27 protein-coding genes and 1 tRNA gene are annotated in these 18,210 nt (G+C 52.1%); all 28 read right to left on the bottom strand.

Annotated features, from left to right (window positions below; translation table 11 throughout):
• Positions 1–13 precede the first annotated feature (13 nt).
• The 28 genes from OXR61_RS05715 to OXR61_RS05850 all read right to left on the bottom strand — a co-directional run bounded on the left by OXR61_RS05715 (position 14) and on the right by OXR61_RS05850 (position 18,175).
• A complete protein-coding gene (locus tag OXR61_RS05715) occupies positions 14–688 on the bottom strand; it encodes a DUF6246 family protein (RefSeq protein WP_267411108.1) in 675 nt (224 codons plus the stop codon).
• A 39-nt stretch (positions 689–727) separates the two neighbouring features.
• Positions 728–931, bottom strand: a complete 204-nt coding sequence (locus tag OXR61_RS05720; RefSeq protein ID WP_276591546.1) for an HGGxSTG domain-containing protein — start codon at positions 929–931, stop codon at positions 728–730.
• A gap of 241 nt (positions 932–1,172) precedes the next feature.
• Positions 1,173–1,856, bottom strand: coding sequence for a hypothetical protein (locus OXR61_RS05725; protein WP_267411112.1), 684 nt, complete (start codon positions 1,854–1,856; stop codon positions 1,173–1,175).
• Between the two features lies 1 nt (position 1,857).
• A complete protein-coding gene (locus OXR61_RS05730; RefSeq protein WP_267411114.1) occupies positions 1,858–2,166 on the bottom strand; it encodes a hypothetical protein in 309 nt (102 codons plus the stop codon).
• The gene (locus tag OXR61_RS05735) at positions 2,163–2,369 is read right to left on the bottom strand and encodes a hypothetical protein (RefSeq protein WP_267411116.1); all 207 of its coding nucleotides are present in this window, start codon (positions 2,367–2,369) and stop codon (positions 2,163–2,165) included. Before OXR61_RS05735 ends, OXR61_RS05730 begins: the two co-directional genes overlap by 4 nt.
• Positions 2,370–2,439: 70 nt before the next feature.
• Positions 2,440–2,664: a hypothetical protein gene (locus OXR61_RS05740; RefSeq protein ID WP_267411118.1), complete on the bottom strand. Its 225-nt coding sequence runs from the start codon at positions 2,662–2,664 to the stop codon at positions 2,440–2,442.
• Positions 2,654–2,830 (bottom strand): hypothetical protein, encoded by a 177-nt coding sequence (locus tag OXR61_RS05745; protein WP_267411120.1) that lies wholly within the window; start codon positions 2,828–2,830, stop codon positions 2,654–2,656. The genes OXR61_RS05740 and OXR61_RS05745 overlap by 11 nt, the downstream gene beginning before the upstream one ends.
• A gap of 34 nt (positions 2,831–2,864) precedes the next feature.
• Positions 2,865–3,083: a hypothetical protein gene (locus OXR61_RS05750; RefSeq protein ID WP_267411121.1), complete on the bottom strand. Its 219-nt coding sequence runs from the start codon at positions 3,081–3,083 to the stop codon at positions 2,865–2,867.
• Entirely contained in the window at positions 3,080–3,514 is a 435-nt protein-coding gene (locus tag OXR61_RS05755; RefSeq protein WP_267411123.1) for a hypothetical protein, read from the bottom strand. Before OXR61_RS05755 ends, OXR61_RS05750 begins: the two co-directional genes overlap by 4 nt.
• A gap of 82 nt (positions 3,515–3,596) precedes the next feature.
• A complete protein-coding gene (locus tag OXR61_RS05760) occupies positions 3,597–6,752 on the bottom strand; it encodes a tape measure protein (RefSeq protein WP_267411125.1) in 3,156 nt (1,051 codons plus the stop codon).
• A 9-nt stretch (positions 6,753–6,761) separates the two neighbouring features.
• Positions 6,762–7,088 carry a hypothetical protein gene (locus OXR61_RS05765; RefSeq protein ID WP_267411127.1) on the bottom strand — a complete coding sequence of 109 codons (327 nt, stop codon included), beginning with the start codon at positions 7,086–7,088 and terminating at the stop codon, positions 6,762–6,764.
• On the bottom strand, positions 7,088–7,261 hold the full coding sequence (locus tag OXR61_RS05770; protein ID WP_267411128.1) for a hypothetical protein: 174 nt from the start codon (positions 7,259–7,261) through the stop codon (positions 7,088–7,090). Before OXR61_RS05770 ends, OXR61_RS05765 begins: the two co-directional genes overlap by 1 nt.
• A gap of 159 nt (positions 7,262–7,420) precedes the next feature.
• Positions 7,421–8,107: a hypothetical protein gene (locus OXR61_RS05775; RefSeq protein ID WP_267411129.1), complete on the bottom strand. Its 687-nt coding sequence runs from the start codon at positions 8,105–8,107 to the stop codon at positions 7,421–7,423.
• Between the two features lie 97 nt (positions 8,108–8,204).
• A complete protein-coding gene (locus OXR61_RS05780) occupies positions 8,205–8,477 on the bottom strand; it encodes a PerC family transcriptional regulator (protein ID WP_267411282.1) in 273 nt (90 codons plus the stop codon).
• On the bottom strand, positions 8,464–8,931 hold the full coding sequence (locus tag OXR61_RS05785) for a ProQ/FinO family protein (protein WP_267411130.1): 468 nt from the start codon (positions 8,929–8,931) through the stop codon (positions 8,464–8,466). The genes OXR61_RS05780 and OXR61_RS05785 overlap by 14 nt, the downstream gene beginning before the upstream one ends.
• A 180-nt stretch (positions 8,932–9,111) precedes the next feature.
• A complete protein-coding gene (locus tag OXR61_RS05790; protein ID WP_267411131.1) occupies positions 9,112–11,895 on the bottom strand; it encodes a TOPRIM and DUF927 domain-containing protein in 2,784 nt (927 codons plus the stop codon).
• A complete protein-coding gene (locus tag OXR61_RS05795; protein ID WP_267411132.1) occupies positions 11,888–12,244 on the bottom strand; it encodes a hypothetical protein in 357 nt (118 codons plus the stop codon). The genes OXR61_RS05790 and OXR61_RS05795 overlap by 8 nt, the downstream gene beginning before the upstream one ends.
• Positions 12,245–12,255: 11 nt before the next feature.
• Entirely contained in the window at positions 12,256–12,867 is a 612-nt protein-coding gene (locus tag OXR61_RS05800) for a hypothetical protein (RefSeq protein ID WP_267411133.1), read from the bottom strand.
• Entirely contained in the window at positions 12,864–13,091 is a 228-nt protein-coding gene (locus tag OXR61_RS05805; protein WP_267411134.1) for a hypothetical protein, read from the bottom strand. Before OXR61_RS05805 ends, OXR61_RS05800 begins: the two co-directional genes overlap by 4 nt.
• Positions 13,091–13,384: a hypothetical protein gene (locus OXR61_RS05810; RefSeq protein WP_267411135.1), complete on the bottom strand. Its 294-nt coding sequence runs from the start codon at positions 13,382–13,384 to the stop codon at positions 13,091–13,093. The genes OXR61_RS05805 and OXR61_RS05810 overlap by 1 nt, the downstream gene beginning before the upstream one ends.
• Entirely contained in the window at positions 13,381–13,668 is a 288-nt protein-coding gene (locus OXR61_RS05815) for a transcriptional regulator (RefSeq protein WP_267411136.1), read from the bottom strand. The genes OXR61_RS05810 and OXR61_RS05815 overlap by 4 nt, the downstream gene beginning before the upstream one ends.
• Positions 13,661–14,371: a host cell division inhibitor Icd-like protein gene (locus OXR61_RS05820; RefSeq protein ID WP_267411137.1), complete on the bottom strand. Its 711-nt coding sequence runs from the start codon at positions 14,369–14,371 to the stop codon at positions 13,661–13,663. The genes OXR61_RS05815 and OXR61_RS05820 overlap by 8 nt, the downstream gene beginning before the upstream one ends.
• The gene (locus OXR61_RS05825; protein WP_125311579.1) at positions 14,368–14,547 is read right to left on the bottom strand and encodes a DUF4222 domain-containing protein; all 180 of its coding nucleotides are present in this window, start codon (positions 14,545–14,547) and stop codon (positions 14,368–14,370) included. Before OXR61_RS05825 ends, OXR61_RS05820 begins: the two co-directional genes overlap by 4 nt.
• The gene (locus tag OXR61_RS05830) at positions 14,540–15,382 is read right to left on the bottom strand and encodes an antA/AntB antirepressor family protein (RefSeq protein ID WP_125311581.1); all 843 of its coding nucleotides are present in this window, start codon (positions 15,380–15,382) and stop codon (positions 14,540–14,542) included. The genes OXR61_RS05825 and OXR61_RS05830 overlap by 8 nt, the downstream gene beginning before the upstream one ends.
• Before the next feature lie 13 nt (positions 15,383–15,395).
• A complete protein-coding gene (locus OXR61_RS05835; RefSeq protein ID WP_267411138.1) occupies positions 15,396–15,815 on the bottom strand; it encodes a hypothetical protein in 420 nt (139 codons plus the stop codon).
• Positions 15,815–16,018, bottom strand: coding sequence for an AlpA family transcriptional regulator (locus tag OXR61_RS05840; protein ID WP_125311585.1), 204 nt, complete (start codon positions 16,016–16,018; stop codon positions 15,815–15,817). Before OXR61_RS05840 ends, OXR61_RS05835 begins: the two co-directional genes overlap by 1 nt.
• 699 nt (positions 16,019–16,717) lie before the next feature.
• Positions 16,718–17,932 carry a tyrosine-type recombinase/integrase gene (locus tag OXR61_RS05845; RefSeq protein WP_125308913.1) on the bottom strand — a complete coding sequence of 405 codons (1,215 nt, stop codon included), beginning with the start codon at positions 17,930–17,932 and terminating at the stop codon, positions 16,718–16,720.
• Positions 17,933–18,098: 166 nt separating this feature from the next.
• Positions 18,099–18,175, bottom strand: a tRNA-Arg gene (locus OXR61_RS05850).
• Between the last annotated feature and the right edge of the window lie 35 nt (positions 18,176–18,210).

The raw sequence follows: 18,210 nt of genomic DNA on the forward strand, positions 1-18,210 counted from the left end.
ATTTAACACATTTTTATAATTGTGATGTTAAGCGCCTAGCCTTTCTAACCAGATAGTCATCAGCCACAGCATCATACTCTTCTCTCGTAAAGCCCTTCTGCTCGGGAAACTTCGCCGCCAGCAGCATCTGAAACTCCGTCATGGTCAGCTTTTCCGCCTCTTCCCTGCTCATGCCGAGGTGCGTTCGCGCTGCGTTGATGTACTCGACAGCATTGAACTCGCTTGTGGTCTGTGATGACTCATTGCGTTGTAGGCGTCGTACTTTAGCCTTGCCAATAATGCCGTGTGTAATCAGCGCCTGGGCAAAGATAACCATGTCTGTGGCCGGCATCTTGCCGGGGCGATGCAGGAAGGTGCGCTTTTTGATTTTGCTTGGCACCAGAACACCCACCAGCGGTGAAACATCATGATTACAGCAGGCGGTTAACACATCCATAGCGGCATATAGTGCTGGCTTGGTGAGCTCAGGCCCCTTAGCGTGCTTGAGCACCCAATCAGGTATAGTGCTGTAAGCGTCGTATGCGCGTCGCAGTAAAGGTGTTACCTCATCGCTGTGTAGCGCATGGAAAGTTGAAACAATCTCACCTGGCTCGCCAATACTCGACATAGCGATCAGGGACGGACGGAAAAAGTACTCATCATCGCCATCAATAACCAAACACTCGCCGATCTCTTTCAAAGGCGTCATCTGCTCTCTCTCATGTTTGCTGTGTTGCCATTCGAATAATCACTTCTGCAGGCTGTTAGCCCGTTCTCTTTGCCAGCGGCGGTATCCATCCAGTTGACGAGCTTTTCCCTCTGCCGATATTGCTCCGGTACTGTGTCCGCCGTGGTATTTGCAGCGACCATTGCTGCTAATGTCGGTACGTTTGCAAGGCTTTCCCGCTCGCGTTTTGGCTGCGCATGGGATAGTACGTAATACATCAGGCATCGGCTAATGGACGGGCTTTTAATCATGTCGGTACCCTGAAGCCTGCCACCGCGCAAAGCGCTCACTCTGGTGCTGATGGTAGGCTTTCAGCTGCTTCAGTAATACCGCTCTCTCTTTGCCATCACTTAAATGCTGATTTAGCTCTTCAGCGTTACAGCTTGAGCTATGTATAACAATTTCAGCAACCAATCCTCTGTTAGCATGGGGCTTAGGTTTGTTTGTCATATGCCTGCCACCTCGATTAGTCATACTGATTACAATCAATATAAAGTGGGCGGTAGTTGTTACCGGAGGTCTCATTTATGGAAATGGTTTGCCTGCTGCGTGTGGTTGGCACTGATGCGATACGCGTATTCCCACCGTCCTGCCAGCAGGCCGTGGCGTGTGGCTCCAGCGCAGTGATGATGTTGCCGCCCACGTTCTGCGAGTAAATGATGATGCCGGTGCGACCCGGGGCAATGGCTTTGCGCCCGGCGATCGTCTCGTTGAGATACGTTGCCGTGCCCTGATTACCACTGGCGCCCGTTTTATTCAGCCCCTTGAGTACTCTGGTTTCATGAGTGAGCATGCATCGCCCCTGCGCATCGAAAATAGCGACACCGTACCTTGAGTTTATTGGCTGAGCGACTGCGCCAAAGCAGTAAAGCCGGCCTGAAACCGTGCCGCCATAATATGCGCCCACGTCGATCACGTGTTTGCCTGCGGAGTTACCTACACCCGGATACTGATAGCCCCATGAATACTGTTCATAGAAGCGGATGAAATACAGGTAAGGCACGCCGGTATTTGGCTCAAGCACCATGGCTGTGGTATTGCTAGCATCAAAAGAAAAATCACGCTTATAAACCAGCGCAAGCGGGATGGTGTCATCAATATAAAATGGCGTTCCATCGGGGAACGTCAGCATTACACCATATTTACCCATATCATGAAGCCCAGAAAATTAACCATCCCGCACCGGGAGGGTAAATATTATCGCCAGTAGCGCTAGAATCAGCAGGGGACATGTTCACGGTATTTCCGCTGACAGTAATATTGCGGCGGTTTCCCTTTCCATCCTCGTTCCCGTTAAGCAGGAAATGAAAATTCAGCCTGTTACCGGAAGGTACGTTTATGTTCCAGGAGCCTGACAGCTCGCCGGACGACAGGGATATGTAGCTCAAAACCAGAGTGGGCAGCATGCCGTTATTAATATCTTTGCCATTTTCATCCCATACACCGATACCGTAAGTCATTTTAAATTATCACCTTCAGGCTGATTACCGGCGCGGAAACGCAACGTACCCGATTTGTCGTAAAGTGAAACCCTGCATTCTTCAACGATGATTTCACCCTCCACAAAGCTGAGCACCTCATCAAACATTTTCAAGCTGTCGCTTCCAAACATCAGGAACACTTTCTCTCTTGCTACTGCGATACTTTTTATTTGTTCACACATTCTGTTGCGCCTCAAAGTTAACTTTTGTCAGGTATGCATGGGGTAGGTAGATGTTGCGGGCTGTGGTCAGTCAAAACCCTTCGTTCCCGGCAATCTCTTCGGCCACCTGCTTCAGCGGTTTGCCAAATACCTCGATGCTCCATCGGTCTGCGGCATCTCTGTAACCATCATGGTCAAACGCGCCATTCTCGCGCACGTAGTCCGTTCTGACGGGTGGCTGCGGGCCATCAATGGATTTGCTGCCTTTATCTCTAGCCACCTTCTCCAGAGCAGCCAGGCGGGCTTTAATGTTCATCGTTACCACCCACCAGCAACGCTCTGAGTTCTGATGACTGAGGGAAGTTATGACCACACACTGCCAGGCGCTCTATAACCTTCTGATAGGCTCCTGATGGGGCATTGCCGGCTAACTCATCCATCAGGGCTGAAATCACCTGTACATCACCATCTTTCGGCGTCATGGCCTTTTCCAGCCGGTTAAGTCGTGCCAGTAGACTACCCATGATGATTACCCTGCAGTGCAAGCTGATTATGGCGCTGCGCTTCTTCAGCCGTAGCGGTGCGGAAAAGCCCCTTATCCTTCACCCAGCCGCCCCCACACTCGCGGGAACCGTCCGGGCTGACGCCAATCAGCCAGATTTCATCGGGTCCGCTGCTGTTGGTCTGAGCTCCGATAGTGGCCTCAAGTGCTTCGATTCGTCGTAACAGGCTCATGGTCCGTTCCCCTGTGTTTTCTCCAGCTCAGCGATACGCTCAGCTAGTTCGCTAATTTCGATAATCTTCGCCATGTTCGCCAGGCCATCAAGAATCATCTTCCCCTGGTCGGCGGGTAGTTCACCTGCGGCAATGGCTTTCACCACGGAACGGGCGGCGGCGGGTAAATCGCTGTCGTCCAGCTCAAAAGATACTGGCTGATATACCGGCTTACTCGGTGGCACTACTCTGTCCAGAATGAGCCGGCATGCTGCCATGTCTCCTTCTTTAGCCGCGTCCATGATGGTTTTCACAGCATCATCAGCGCCACCTTCCAGCACACGCCTCAGTTCAGCTGCTTTGCTGCTGCGGCCGCCGGGATTACCCGATGCGCCTTTCTTCCATTTGCCGCCTTTGTCACGGCTGGCCTGTTCTTTCGTGCTGTCAGGCATCTGTCTACCACCTTATGCTTTTTGTCATACCCGCTTTACCTTGACCAAACTCAACATGATCGCGTCTCTGCGAAACCCCTAATCACTTCTTAATCCGTTTTTGAAGAAAGCCACCATCCCGGGTGCTTTGCTCTCGCGCTACTTTCAGGGCAACTATTTCCATCTGTTGGATCATTTGCTTCTGTGTGGCGTCATCAATACCGTTAGTGGTAGTGATGTTGAAATTGACCTCTAGGCTCACTCCTCCGTTGCCGCCAGCGCCGGCGATATCTTTATTACTAATCACCTTTCCGCTATCACCCGGGATCATGTACTGGCTGCCATTGCTGGCTTTAAAGATTTCAGGCTTGCCGCCTTCACCGACACGATACATTGAGTTTGCCAGAACAGGACCGCCATGCTCACGCGCACCGGCCACAGCTAAACCTTTAGATGCCATCAACGCTGTTGAATAGGCTGTTGTGCCTACGGTTGAAGCGGTTCCCATGGTGGCAATCGATGCGCTCACTGCTGCCGGCCCCCACATCCCTGCTGCGGCTGTTGCCTGCGTTGCTGTTGCCCCAAGCGCTGCTGATGCTGCTGCCTGTCCCATGAGCATGTTTTTCACATACTGCAGGCCCATCTCTACCAGACCACTGACCACACTATTCAGGATTGTGCTGCCGATGTTGGCGAATGCCTCACTGAGGCTCTGAGTGCCGTTCAGAAGGCCGGTAATGGCATTTGTCGCGCCACCCTGCAGAGAATCAACCGCGTCAGCCAGAAGGCTGTTAGCGGCGCTCTGGTTGCGATAGATTTCCCACTGCGCCGCGATGCGCTGTTGCTCGTATTGCGTGTTGGCAGCATTCATTAATGCCAGGCCATTGAGGGTAATTTGTCCCTTAGCGGTTTCGAACTCCTGTATTAACGCGAGCTTTTTGGCGTTCTCATTAGCCAGTGCCTGAACCGGGTCGATAGCACCTTGAGCTTCCTGAAGTGATGTCACTCCGGCATTCTGCGTTGCCCGGATTCGGGCTAAATTGACCTGGTGCTGTTGCTCCATTTGCTCGGCGGCTGCGTCATGCTGCTGCTGAGTGATGGTCTTTTGCTCCAGCGCCGTTTTGAGGTCAGCGACATCCTGCTTATAGCGTGTGTTCTCAGCCTGCTCAGGGATTAGCTTCATAGCGGCAGCCTGAGCGCGGATTGCTGCGGACGTATCCCATATCTCGCCACGATACTTACCGGCCAGCGCAATCTGCTCCTGAGTGGCCCCTTTACCCAGTGACAACTGGGCCTGAAGAACGGCCTGAGCGCGGCTCATTTCAGTTGTAGAGTCGGCTGATAATTCGGATTGCTGACGCAGGCTTTCCAGCTTTTGAGAAACAGATTCAGCCGAAGAGGCTGACCGCTTATCCTGCTGCTCGCTCTGCTGCTGGGCTTTCCGGCGATTTTCTTCTGCTTTCTGCTGGTCGAATGTCACACCGGCCCTTTCGCGTGCCAGCTGAACATCACGCTCTATCTGGTCGGAATTGGTGCTTCCGTCCTTTTTGGCAAGATTACGAATGTCCATTTCAGCTTTGAGCTGGGCGCGTTTCTTCTCGTTAAACTCACTTTGCAGGTCGATTTGTTCCTGCTGGTTGTCGAGGTAGTCCTGAATGTCTTTCGGACGAGTAATAATCAGGCTGGTGGAGTTAAAACGCTCCTTCGCACTAGCGGCCTGATTTATCGACTTGGCGAAATGAGACATCATTCCAGCAGCGTCACCAGCAGCCGTTGTTTCACGACTTAGCAAGTCGATGCCTGTTTTCAAGCCTGTTGTTAACTGGGCCTGGCCAAGGATGATGGCGCTTTGTGTCTGACTCAGGCGGCGTTGAGCTTTTTCCAGAGATTCCGCTGCGATATTCTGCTGATCAATAGCACCTGATAAAGCCTCTGATGCCTGACGGCCTCTCGTGGTTCCAGTACCCCAGTTATCGATTTCTTTACGGAGATCGCGCACACGATAAACGGTGTTATCAAACGTCTTTTGCGCATCCTCGACGCTGTCCGTTAGGCTCGGGATAGTCTCTCGCAGGCGCGCAATTGATGCGCCAACCTCAGTGGCTGACATATCCTTAAACTTGGCTGCGAGATTGGCTGCGCTGTCGGCTAAATTGTTGGCTTCTTGTCTTGCCTGCTGAGCTTTTTGGTAGAAATAGAAGATTGCCGCTGCTGCCAGAGTAGCTGCGCCAGCAGGCCCACCAATCAGCGCCATGACCCCTCTGGCACCAGCCGCTGCCGCCGTCATAGCTCCCTGTGCTGTTGCGACTCTGTAAGCTGCTGCGGCATTAGCGATTTGTTGTGCTGTAGCAGCTGCCAGCGCACCAACATATCTTGATCCCATCACGGCGCTTACAGCCAGAACGGCTGTCGAAATTGAATCGAGGTTTTCAGTTAATGTGATCACCGCACTATTGAACACGGCAACAGCGGCTTTAACGGTCGCAGATGAGCCAATAAAACGGGTGATATTATTACCCGCAACCTCCAGAGATTGTCCGATTGTCGCTGTGGTTCTGGCAAACTCCTGCCCGATGCTGGCCCCTTGGGAAAGCAGGCCATTGACCACCGCATCAGTCGTCAGTTTTCCCTGCGCGGCCATATTGCGCATTTGACCAATGGTGACATCCATTGAATCAGCCAGCGCCACAATGAGGCGGTTTCCCTGCTCATTCACCGAGTTAAATTCTTCGCCACGCAGTGCGCCAGAGGCTAAACCTTGTGAGAGCTGGATAATGGCGTTTTCAGCTTCCTGTGCAGTAGCACCCGATACCACAAACCCCTGATTGATGATGGTGGTGAGCTTAGCGAGGTCATCTGCGCTGGTTCCATACTGGCGGGTCGCTCGCTCTAATCGGGCATACAGTGAGGCAGTGGCATCGAGGCTTGAACGAGTTTGCTGGGTGATGTTGAAAACTCGCTCAGTAACAGACGCTAACTGCTCACCCGGCCTGACAGCGTTAGCCAGTTTGTTGTTCACATTCGCCCAGGCATCAGCATAGGCAGCGACCTGCTGAACTGACAGAGCTGCGGTAAGCGCAGTGGCCACGCGAGAAAGCGATGACATTGAGCGTTCTGCGATGCTGATCTGCTTGCCCGCTTTAACAGCGGAATTACCCATGCCATCAAGTGTGTTATCGAGCTTTGCCACCTTTTCAAGCGCCTTCTCAAGCTCAATATCGACTTCGTAATATACGCCGCCCAATTTGGTATCAGCCATTCATCCCCCTTAATGACTGAGGCGAGGCGCAGTTTTAGCCAGCGCGATGCGGTGCATATTTTCGATTACGTTCAGACCGTGGTTTGTTACCTGGTACTCCCTACCATCCAGAGAAATCATCTCCATCAGCATGGTATATGCCTCACGTTCATAATCGACCTTGCCGCCGGAGCGGGCAGCATAAACACAGTTATCCACCAGCCCCGATGCCAGCAATTCGCGGCGTATTTCGCCGGTTTTACCGTTGTGGGTGAACTGAGCGTTACCATGCTCCCGGATTCGGTCATGAATGTAGGTCTCTGCGATAATTTCAGCCAGGCGCTGTAATTGCTCCATCACGCCCCCTTAGCAAACTGTGCGATCGCTTTGTCCATGAGACCGCGAGCAATAACATGAATAGTTGGAGCTACGCCTAATGGTGATTTGGCGCGTTCCTGCTGCTGGATTTTTTGGAGTGCCTCAACCTGTTCAAGGCTGAGAAGTATCGGCGCTACTCTTTTCTTAATCATAATCACCCCCTGATATACATACAGTGATTATAATTGCAAAATGTGAAACGGTTAATATCAATATGCCGATTTATGAAATGATATTTTGATCTTTTTGACCGAATATTTTGCTCATAAAAAAACCTCGCCGGAGCGAGGTTAGGTTTCTAGTGAGGAAAATTAGTTAGTGTTGAAGTTTTTAAGGACTTTGAAGGTTATTGATTGGTTATTGGCATCCATAATTTCAACAATAGCCCCTTTGTAACGAATGGTTTTGGACTCAGCTAAGTCATATTCGACTTCGTTGGAGAACGCCGCCCTAGCTAACCCGCCCTGAAACTCTCTATAACCGATATTGATTTTTTGACCCACCTTGCCGTTGTAGATTAGCGTCTGCTGGAAGGAAGATTCGCGCTCGGTGTTAACTTTTTTCTTACTGTAAGCCACATTGGATGAGCACTTAGTGCCCCCATAGATGGAAACTACACACACCTCTTTGCCTGATTTAGACACCTGAATGCTTTGTGGTGGGTCATTGACCATCACCCGGAAAGGCACCTGTGTTCCGGTCGTTCTTTCAGTCGAAAGAAAGTATTCTGATTTGGCGTCATCACCAGTTTTTACGTAGTCTCCAGCTGGAACGGTATAAGTTCCCAGCGACCCGATCTCGGTTGGTGAATCAAAATGCAGAACCTCCATACTGGCATCCACACCCTGTCTAATCATGTCCTCACCAACATACGTGGTTGTTACTGTATTGAGCTGGGGAATGCTGAAAGATTTTACTTGTGGAACATAATTGTGAGCAGGAGTGGTACATCCAGCCAGAAGCAAAGAACCTAACGCCAGTGCGATAATTTTTTTCATTTTCATTTCCTTTGATTGCAATCGGAAACATCCTATCAATGAGCTTCAGCATTGCAATCATTTGATTGTTTCTCACTCAGCCGGGTGAGCTAACTTTTTATTTTGCTTTAAGCCGGAAAGCCTCGCCGCCGGGTTTAGCTAATCCCATGCGCCGTTGTGTATCAGAGGCTGCTCTGGTGACATCGCCAAAGGTATCTACCAACACAGCGGGGCGCACTCGCTTTGCCAGGCATTCATTGCGCCGGTTCCTGAGCCACTCTCTACCGGCTTCAGTTTCGCATTTGTCGAACACTTCCAGCCAGCGTGAAGCGGCTCTCCTAAAAAGCCCCTTTGATTCCAGTTCCTCCGCTGTGCTGTCACTTATCATCAGCGCCACCTTTAAGCTGAGCCAACATCTCAGCGGCTTTCTGTTGCTGTTCGGCAGTCACTTGGCCCTCTGGCTGCCCCTCGATGTTATAGCGTGATCCACCAGCTGCCAGCGCCGTCTGATAGCGCCAGTTACGGGTATAACGCGCCAGCGCATTTTTAATCTGGCCTTCGCCAAAGGTTTCGCCACGTGCTTTCAGGCTCTGGCTCATGTCTTCCAGAATGCCCACCTTCAGCGGCTTTGGTTCGGTAAGGTTTATCACTGCGGGAAACAGGCTGGACAGCTTCTCCAGACGGCGGTGATTACGCTTAGCTGCTGCGCTCTGCTTTCTGGCTGCGCCTGCGGGCTTCTGCGCGGGTTTGTCGTTGCTGGTGGCCTCTGTTTCAGATTGCTTTGATTGCTGCTCTGGCTTCCCATAAAGCCCTTTAGGCTTACGTTTAATGCTCAGTGTTGTCATGGTCTGTCTCTTCGAATCGGTATTGAGGGCAAAGAATTGTTAATTTGTTGGTTCAAAACAGCCGTTTGTTGGTTCAGTGTTGGTTCACTTTCTGAATTAAAATCCTTATAAATCATCACTCCTTACAAATTGAACCAACTGAACCAACTGAACCAACACTATTTCTCTCACGTGTGAGATTTATTCTTCGGATGATTCATCCTCTGGACGGTACTGGATCACATACACGTTGTACTGCCGCTTGTTAATCCTCGGTGACTTACGCTGATAGCCTCTGCCGCTGGACGGTGGTGTGAGCATCCCGCTTTCCACCAGCACCCGGGCGAACTGTTTGGGGTTGAATCCGCTGGCGATCTCCTGCTCAAACGTCGCCGGGAAGGTGTAGAACACAATCGGGTCATCGTCATGGTTTCCGCTGGCGCGATAACCCGCCATATCACGGATGGGCAGTGACTGAGGGTCATACGGGAAGGGTGCAAACCGGCTATAGCCGTTGGCGTTAAGAAACGCCTCACACTGAGCGATGATCTGCTGATGCTCTTTGTTGCCGGTACCGAACTCTCTCACCCAGGCGTTGTAGCTGTACTGAACGGCGTCCCGGCACGTTTGCTCATCCCAGCCAGTGATCACCCGACCAAGCAAGAGCGCAGCTTCTAAGATGGCAAAGCGTGCGCCTACGCGGTGAACCTGCTCACCATATTCTGCCGGTATCAAGCCGCGCCAGCGTGCCTCCGCCTCTCTTACAGCCTCTGCGGCCTGCTGCTGGTTACTGGCTAACCATGTAATCCACTCACGCCCCGCTGCGCCGTGATGATTCTGATACGCATCCTTGAGGGCGTCGGCATGCTGCTTGCCGTTCGCGTGCTGGTGGAAGCGCACAGCCTTACTCAGTGGGATATTTAACAGCCTTACCAGCTGACCGGCTTTGGCCTTTCGGCCAGCCGTAGCGATGAAGGTTTCTAAATCCATTTCGCCGGTGCTGATCGCCACGGTGCGCCAGCGTTTCAGGTCACGGTTGCCGCCTTCTTTGGCTCCCTGCAGTTTTCCCACGCCGTTGAACAGGGCGTAAGCTGATTGTGAGACGCTAACCGGATCCGCGCCTTGTCCTACCTCATCCAGCGGCATCAGCGCGTCGTTGTGCGCGGCGGCCTCGTTAGCCAGCCCTAATGCGGTGCCGTACCACGTCAGACGCAGCTGGTCAGGATTACCGTAGAGGCTGCTGGCAACGTTCGCGGTCGTGGTTTTACCGGCACTCGATTGCTCATAGAAATGGATGCCAAAGCCATCCGCACCCGCCAGCCCAATCAGAGGGGCTGCCAGCGAAGCAGCTACACCGGTCATCATTGAGTAGTTACCGGCAGCGAGTGCGGCAACACTGTTGCGCCAGCTCTCAGCACTTCCCCGGCAGGTGTAACCGGCAGCGGCAGAACTACGGCCGTTGAACAGTACAGGCTTATCAGGAGTGCCGATAATCTCTCCGTCAGGCATGATATAAGCGCCGCATTGCCACCCTGTAGCGTGCGCCACTCTCCAGACCTCCCGCGAGCCGTTCCGCTGTAGCCAGTCAGCCAGAATCGCTCTCAGGCCGCTTTTGGTTGTGACGTTCACGCCACCAGCTTTGAGCGTTCGCCATCCTTCACGCTCGCCAATGTCGGCCAACGGGATCGCCTGCGTGGTCTCGCTATCTGAACCCCATGCCTGCCAGCGTAGGATCAGAAACTGGTCTTTATCGTCGCGGCCGGTGCCGATAACCTGCAGGGGCGAACACAGCCAGCTTTCACGGTTGATGATTTCACCGGTCTGCTTATCGGTGTTTGGCTCAACCCAGTAAACGCCATCCTGACGGCTTTCAATTCGTGGCTTGAGTACATCGGGATCGGATGCTGCTGTTTTACCTCCCTCAATGACTTCCAACTGAGCGCCCATGCTTTCCCCTTGCGGTTGGTACAGTGAATCGTTAAATGCTGCTGTGGCTGCCTCCAGCCCGTTCTGCTGACGGTAATCATCCCAGTCGGCCTTGTAGTGTGTGGGAGGTAATGAAACGGCTCCGTTAACGGCTTCAGCGGCTTTGTCAGCGAATATCTTTCCGCCGTTTACCTTCGGCTTGCCGTTGTCATCGAGTTCGCCAGGCTCATGCCAATCGTTATCACCGGAAATGATGATTGCGGCGTTCGGATACAGGCGGCGCATAGTCTCTGCGACTGTCGGTAGATTACCGGCATCGAGCGCCACCACTGCCAGCGCATAAGGCCGTATCAGGTGAGCGGTGAGGGTTGTTGCCAAGCCTTCACCAATGATGATTTCCTTCACTTCCTGCGGCTGGTTAACGATGTGCCACGCTCCGCGCTTGGCTGAGCCATAGAGCACTTTCTTTTCCCCCTGCTGCGTGATGGTCTGTGCTGCGGCCACACCACCGGATTCGTCCACCAGCGGCAGCAAAATTGCTCCATCGGACAAGCAAGGCAGAGTGAAACCGTTTAGCCCTCTGGCAATCAGATATTCACTTTCGCCTGACGTGGTTTGCGCTGAGAGCCTCTGATAGTGGCTCACAAAGCTCTCACGGCGCTGTTCTGCCTCGGCAGCTTCCTTCTGCTGGCGCTGCTGCTCATGCTGGTGGCGCTGCTCGTCCAGCTGCTGCCTTCTCTGGCTGGCGGCTTTCTGGTCAGTTTCTGTCACCCGGTAATCAATACCCAGCACATCAGCCGCCATACGGGCGGCCTCTGTTGTACCGCACTGATTAACCTTCTGGATCAGGTCTAAACCATCACCCGCGCCGCACTGGTTGCAGAAAAAACTACCGCGCCCTTTGTCATCGAAACGGAAGCGATCTTTACCGCCACACGCGGGGCATGGAGCGTGCTGGCGGGGTGAGCGCGGCACGTCAATCCCCAGCTGACTCAGCACCATCGGCCACCGGTTAGCTGCGGCGGTTGTTGTCTCCCGGATAAGGTCGTAATTACGCATGGAAACTCACCTCCCCTTTAGAAAGAGAGGCGCTCATGTCATTAATCATGCTCTGCCAGATGCTTTCTCCGCGCTCAGTGAGGCTGCTGCCGTCTGTGCAGAGGGTCAGCTGATTGCTCGCCAGTGCCTCCCAGTGCGGATATTCCTGCTTCATCGGCTCCAGCAGATAGCTGTCCACCAGCATCCTGATACCGGCTGAACCGTCGACAATGGCAACCTCTATCCGATGACCTTTGATTTCCATCGGGAACCAGTCGCCCCCATTCTTCTGACTGACGTGGTTATAAATTGCCGCTGAATATTGGTTCGCCAGCGCGTTCAGTCGGAAGTTTTTAGTGATAATTGTCATGGCTATCTCCCTCAGTGCGCTGTTGGTGCGGCTGGCATACCTTCGGTATTCAGCATTTCAATAAATCCATCGTGGAGCATGGCCATACCCTCACGCCCCCATTTGGATAGCGTCATGCCACCGTCCGGGGATGCCTCCAGCATGGACTGGTAAATCATCAGGGCTTTATGGTGAGGGTTGTCATGGGTGAACTGCTCAAACGCCAGTTCCTCAATATTTCTCGCCAGCGAGAATCGCTCGGTTGCCGGATAAACGACAATTCCGCCATGCTCACCCACGTAACGCACCGCATAAGCCGTTGTGCCATTGCCCTGGTCCACCTCGACTGTGCCATTAGCCTTCATCTGCTCGACGACAAACACACCTGCGACCAGCCAGCGCCAGACGTTAACCTGCTGTTCTGCGCTGGGTTTGAACCAGCCATTAATCTCAGCCAGCGACAGCTCTGCAATCACGCCAAAACCTTCTGAGAGCGGCCTATCAAATCGCCCTTCATGCAGCTGGCGAATAACTGAAGAGTAACCAATTATCTTGTTGCCAAAGCGCACCCCATCAGGGGTGGCTTCTGCTGAGAAAGAGCCGGATTTCTCCGGCATTGCTGGGAATTTGAGAACGTTTTTCATGATTTAATCTGCGCTCCCTTTTCGCGTGATTTCAGCTCAGCATCAACTGCGGCCTCAAGCGCCTGGATAGTGTCGTGAACAGTGCCGTGCGCCAGATTGATGAGCCAGGTGTAATCCTCGTTAACGTCGGTGCCTGGCATCGTCTCCAGGAGGATGGATAGAACGGCGCGAGCCTTCTTGAGATTCGCTGCTTGCCCGTCAAGGTCAGCAAATGAAATAGCCATCAAATAACACCCCCATGAGCAAACTGGCTGGAAAGTCTGGTGATACGCATGCCGGCACGATCGGTGGTTGAACACAGCTCAGCAAACAGTGTTGCGATGCGCACTGCGGCTTTTGGATCGTGCTCCATAAGTGCTGCGTGGACGCTGCCGTTATAAATTTCAGCCAGCTGATGCGCGTACTTATCAGCGTTATGAATGTCGATAGACACTGAGTTAAGAGGCGATTGCTGCTGAGTAAGCACAGCAACCGTCTGCGGGCGCTGGATTGATACCGAGGTGTTGACGTGTTTCATGCTTTCGCCCCCTGTGCCTGATGTTCTTTAATGGCATCGCACTCTTCGAAGCGGGTGAGGTTGTGGATGCCATCCACAAGCAGGTACATCTCATGGCGCTGCTTCTCATCCGAAATCAGTGGAATCACCTCGGTCAGCAGGTGGAGCAAGCCAGCCTGAGCGCGCAGTAGGCGATCACGAGAGATATTTTCGGGTGTGTTTGGCGTCGGGGCGTTCTCATTGCCGATGATGGCCTGTGTACGTTTGAAATCTGCAGAGTGGGATTTGATGTTGTCGTTATGCATGAGCCACCTCCTGATGAACTGGCAGGCGTGCGGCTAATGACAGGATGAAGTGAGGCGCCAGAACGCGGCGAGCTTCTTTCTCGCTGGTGGCTTCAACGGATACACGACAGGGCTTGGCCATCATGTCAGCACGTGACAGAGCCAGAAAACGAAACTCAAATTTGGGCGTGGTTTGGGTGAGGGTAGTAGCCATGGTGGCAGCCTCCGATAACTGGTATTTGATACCACCACCGGAAACGCCAATTTCACTGGTGGTGGACTGAACAGGGTTGGCGTAACCGGCGTTATCGGAAACCGGCGCGGATTTCTCCGCCCCCATCCAGCCCACCATTACTTCGTGAGCGACACGGATTATAACCATATCGCCGAAAAAAGGGTGAGTCAGATTTACGACACAAAAAAAGACGCTAGGCGCGTCAAGTGTCGCCGACAACATTACCAGGACGCCAATCCTGACACCGGATTTTGCCAGTGCAGGTTGAGGATAGTCCGAAGATTGCAAAGAGGGCAAGCGGTTTTTTGCCTGTTTGTGATAACCAGCAATACCAGTGTAAGACACTGCCTTACGCATCATGGCTTTACACATCGTCAGGCACAAAGCCAAACTTTTGGCTAAGTGGATGTCAGGTTTTGTGAGGTTCTCTGGACTAGCATTCATTAACAGGCCAGCCAGCGGGAAGCGCTTACTCTGGACGGCAATCATGGCTTCACCTCTTTAAACTCACGCATAAAGCGCTCCAGTGACTGCTTGCAGGGTGCTGAATAACCATCCCTATAGAACGTCACGCGATTAAATTGCACGCTGTGTACTGTGACCATCGCGCCGCTGGCGTCCTGATAGCGAGCGTTTGGGGTTGGATTTCTGGTGGGCTTAGTCATGGGCTGCCTCCAGGCGTTTAGCCAGCCACCGCTGAGACAGACGCATCAGTTCGGCTTTCCGCTGGTCATAGGCCATGCCCATATCAATCAGCGTGATGTTGGTGCTTTCGAGATAGGTGAGGTGCTCCAGCTGAGATGAATTCATGCCGTCGCGTGGTTCGCCCTGAAAGCCATTTACCTGCGCCCACTGCTTAGCCGTGAGGCCACCCAAGACAATACGGGCGATCATGTTGCTCTCGTTGCTGTAGTGACGGGATAAAGTCTGTTTCCCCTGTTCTGCACGGGCAACATCCAGAGCGGCGCACATCGGCTTAAACATGTTGGCGGCACTCAGGCGGGCTTTAAGCTGGCGGCGATACTGTGCGGCAATCTCAGGCACGCTGCGCTGTAGTGCCTCTTCACACTGGATGAAGTAGCGGCGTATGGCACGGCCCTGTTCATTGCGCTCAACCATAGCCACTTCTTTTGCCATCCCAAGCGAAAGGCCGTAATCCTTACTGCGACGATCACCGCCGCGCTTCGTGACCCATCCGCGTTCGGCCTGCTCAATATTTGCACTTTGATTCCTGAAATCTGAGGAATCAAAAACCACGTAATCAGCTCCGAGGGTAAACCCATATTCATCAATGCGGAGTTTTACCCAGGTAGAGAAGTCATTACCCACGCCTAATGCTTTATGCAGAGCTTTTGCACTTACAATATTGGTTTCACGCCCACCGATTTGGCCGGAAATAACCGGGACAATAGTGGCAAAGTCGTTTCCTGAAATATCGCTGATGCTGGTTGTGGGCTGAGGGGCGGCCTCAGAATTTAATCTGCTTTTTTCAGTTTTCATTTGTCAGGCTCCGTTAAGCGGCGCTGAACGCATCCGGGTAGAGGGAGAGAATGTCGTTAATCTCATGCTGAGACAGGCCGGTATAGCCACCAGCAGAGGCGTTGTATTTCATCAGGCGGATAACACGCATAACGTCAGCTCTGCAGGTGAAGCGATAACGGAAGTGGCTTCCGATGCCGTCCGGGTTTTTCTCGTCAATGCGCTCCAAGCGAATATCTAACTGGCGCTCTAATTCACTGGCGTAATTACGGCCAGAAGACAGACGGCAATGTCTAAGAAGCTCATTCTCAGTAAATCCACTGGCACCGCTACGGAGCATAAAGAGACGCGCTCGATGCTTCTTAGGCGCTGGCTTAATAACTGTGGCAGGCGTAACATCAGAGGCGTCAGCTCCCTGATTAGCCGCCTGTAATGGGCGGTTTTTCATTTCCATCAGGCCACCTCACCACGAGATTCAGCGATACGCTGGTCAATCCACTCATCAATCTCGCTTTCGACAAAAGCAATCGAGCGCGCTCCAATCTTTACTGATTGAGGGAATCGGCCTTGAGCAATAAGCTTATAAATCCATGCCTTACTGTATCCGGTGCGTGTCAACACTTCCGAAAGACGGACTAACTTTTTTGATGTTGTCATGAGTTTTTCCTCAGTTCCAGGCATAAAAAAAGCCCCATCTAAGTAGAGAGGGCTTATTTCAGTTCCAGATTTTAGGTATAGCAAAAGCCACAACATGATGAACATGTGCGGTAACTATGAAGGTTAGATTTTGAAAGCAGATTTAATCACGATCAGATGACGGGGCTGCTCACCCCTAAGGATAGATTTTAAAGAATATGTCCTCTTTAGTCTTTTACTAAAGTCTCCACAGGGGCGGAGTACGGACTCAGTATTTTAAAAAGCTTTCAGCCTTGTCGGCTGCGCATGACTCATGGAACACAGTAATAAAACAATGAATTTAGCCGGATGAGACCGGCCTACTTTATTGTTCCTGGTATTCCAGGTAGTCAGTTTTTAAAGAGAAATTATGTGCTCATTTCGATTTGTGAATGAGTCAATCTGCCACGTTTCAGTGGCCTCCCTGCAACAGGGAGCGTCCTAATATTTTAACGAACAATGCGCCTTTCAGCGCCGGAGGGTTGCTTGCGTTATAAAGATATGGGGCATTTCTCACATGCTTTTAGAAACGCTACCACCTATAGAGCAACCCAGCTTGTTAAAGAACGTCTCTTTTTCAGAGAATCAGTGATCTCAACTAAGTAAATCACCTAGTGTTAAAGAGCAAATAATGTCCACTAAGGCGTAATATAGATCACTACTGTTTACTTTTCCAGTGTTTTACGCACGCTTCCCAAACGAGCCATGAACCACGTTCTCGCCATTCTCCAGCGCATCCATATAGTCGGCATACCACTGAAGCATTTCACGACGTCCGTCCAGATACTGGGCATGGTTGTAGGTGCCACGAATACTGTTCTTATCTGCGTGAGCCAGCTGCGTTTCAATCCATGCAGTGTTATAGCCCTGCTCATGCAAAATGGTGCTCATAGTGTGTCTGAAGCCGTGACCGGTAGCTTTACCGTCATAACCGATTCGTTTGATAACCTGATTGATACTGGCCTCGCTCATCGTCTTCCCTGCATCGTTGCGGCCGGGGAACACATAGCGACCTCTTCCCGTCAGTTGGTGAATTTCTTCAAGGAGAGATTTAGCCTGGATGGAAAGCGGCACTACATGAGGGCGGCGCATCTTCATACGTTCTGCAGGTATCTGCCAGATGCCTTTCTCTAAATCGAATTCAGCCCATTCAGCGGCGCGTAATTCAATCGTGCGTGTGCCAGTAAGCATCAACAGCCGGGTGGCATTTTGTGTAACCTTGCTGCCAGTGTATTCACTAAGTGCGCGAAGGAAGCCGCCAATCTGTTCGGTGAGAAGATGAGGGAAATGCTTTTGCTTTGGCGCTTTTAGTGCGCCGGCGAGATCGGTAACAGGGTTATGCTCTGCCCTGCCGGTGATGACGGCGTAGGTGAAAATCTGGCGGCAAGCCTGACGTGTTTTCTTCAATTTATCCAGAACGCCACGCTGCTCCATCTTTCTGAGCACCAGCAGCATCTCTGCCGCTTTGATTTCTGCGATGGCACGTTTACCGATAAACGGGAACACATCTTTTTGCAGGTACTCCAGGATGTCACTGGCATAGCCCAGTGACCAGTTAGGGCGCTTATGCTCATGCCATTCAATCGCCAGTGCTTCGAAGCTGTTACTGACCGCCAGAATCTTAGCCTGCTTTTCCGTCTGTTTAACCTCACCCGGATCACCACCAGCAGCTAAAGTGCGTTTTGCTTCATCACGCTTCGCCCTAGCATCGGCCAGAGAGACATCAGGATATACCCCCAGCGCCAGCAGCTTTTCTTTTCCCGCAACGCGGTACTTTAAGCGCCAGTATCGTGAGCCATTGGTGTTAACGAGAAGGTAAAGACCGCCGCCGTCAGAGAGCTTGTAGGCTTTATCTTTGGCCTTTGAAGTGTCCACTGTGCGGGCATTAAGTTTCAATTTGGGGGTATCTCATCTCATTGAACAGAACTATACCCCCAAATGTACCCCCACATGATTGTTGATTTCAATAGATGATAGTAGACGTTGAGATAACGAGATTCTCGGGAAGGTGCTTACTGACTGGGATTTTCTGGACTTTAGTAGACGACAGGAGAAGTGAAAATGGCACGCCCTACAGGATTCGAACCTGTGACCTACGGCTTAGAAGGCCGGTGCTCTATCCAGCTGAGCTAAGGGCGCATAGAAGATGCGTCGGATTATACGTCGGCACGCTG

Origin of the sequence: Pantoea sp. GM_Pan_4 (assembly GCF_026541005.1) — a bacterium.
Classification (GTDB): Bacteria; Pseudomonadota; Gammaproteobacteria; order Enterobacterales; family Enterobacteriaceae; genus Pantoea; species Pantoea dispersa.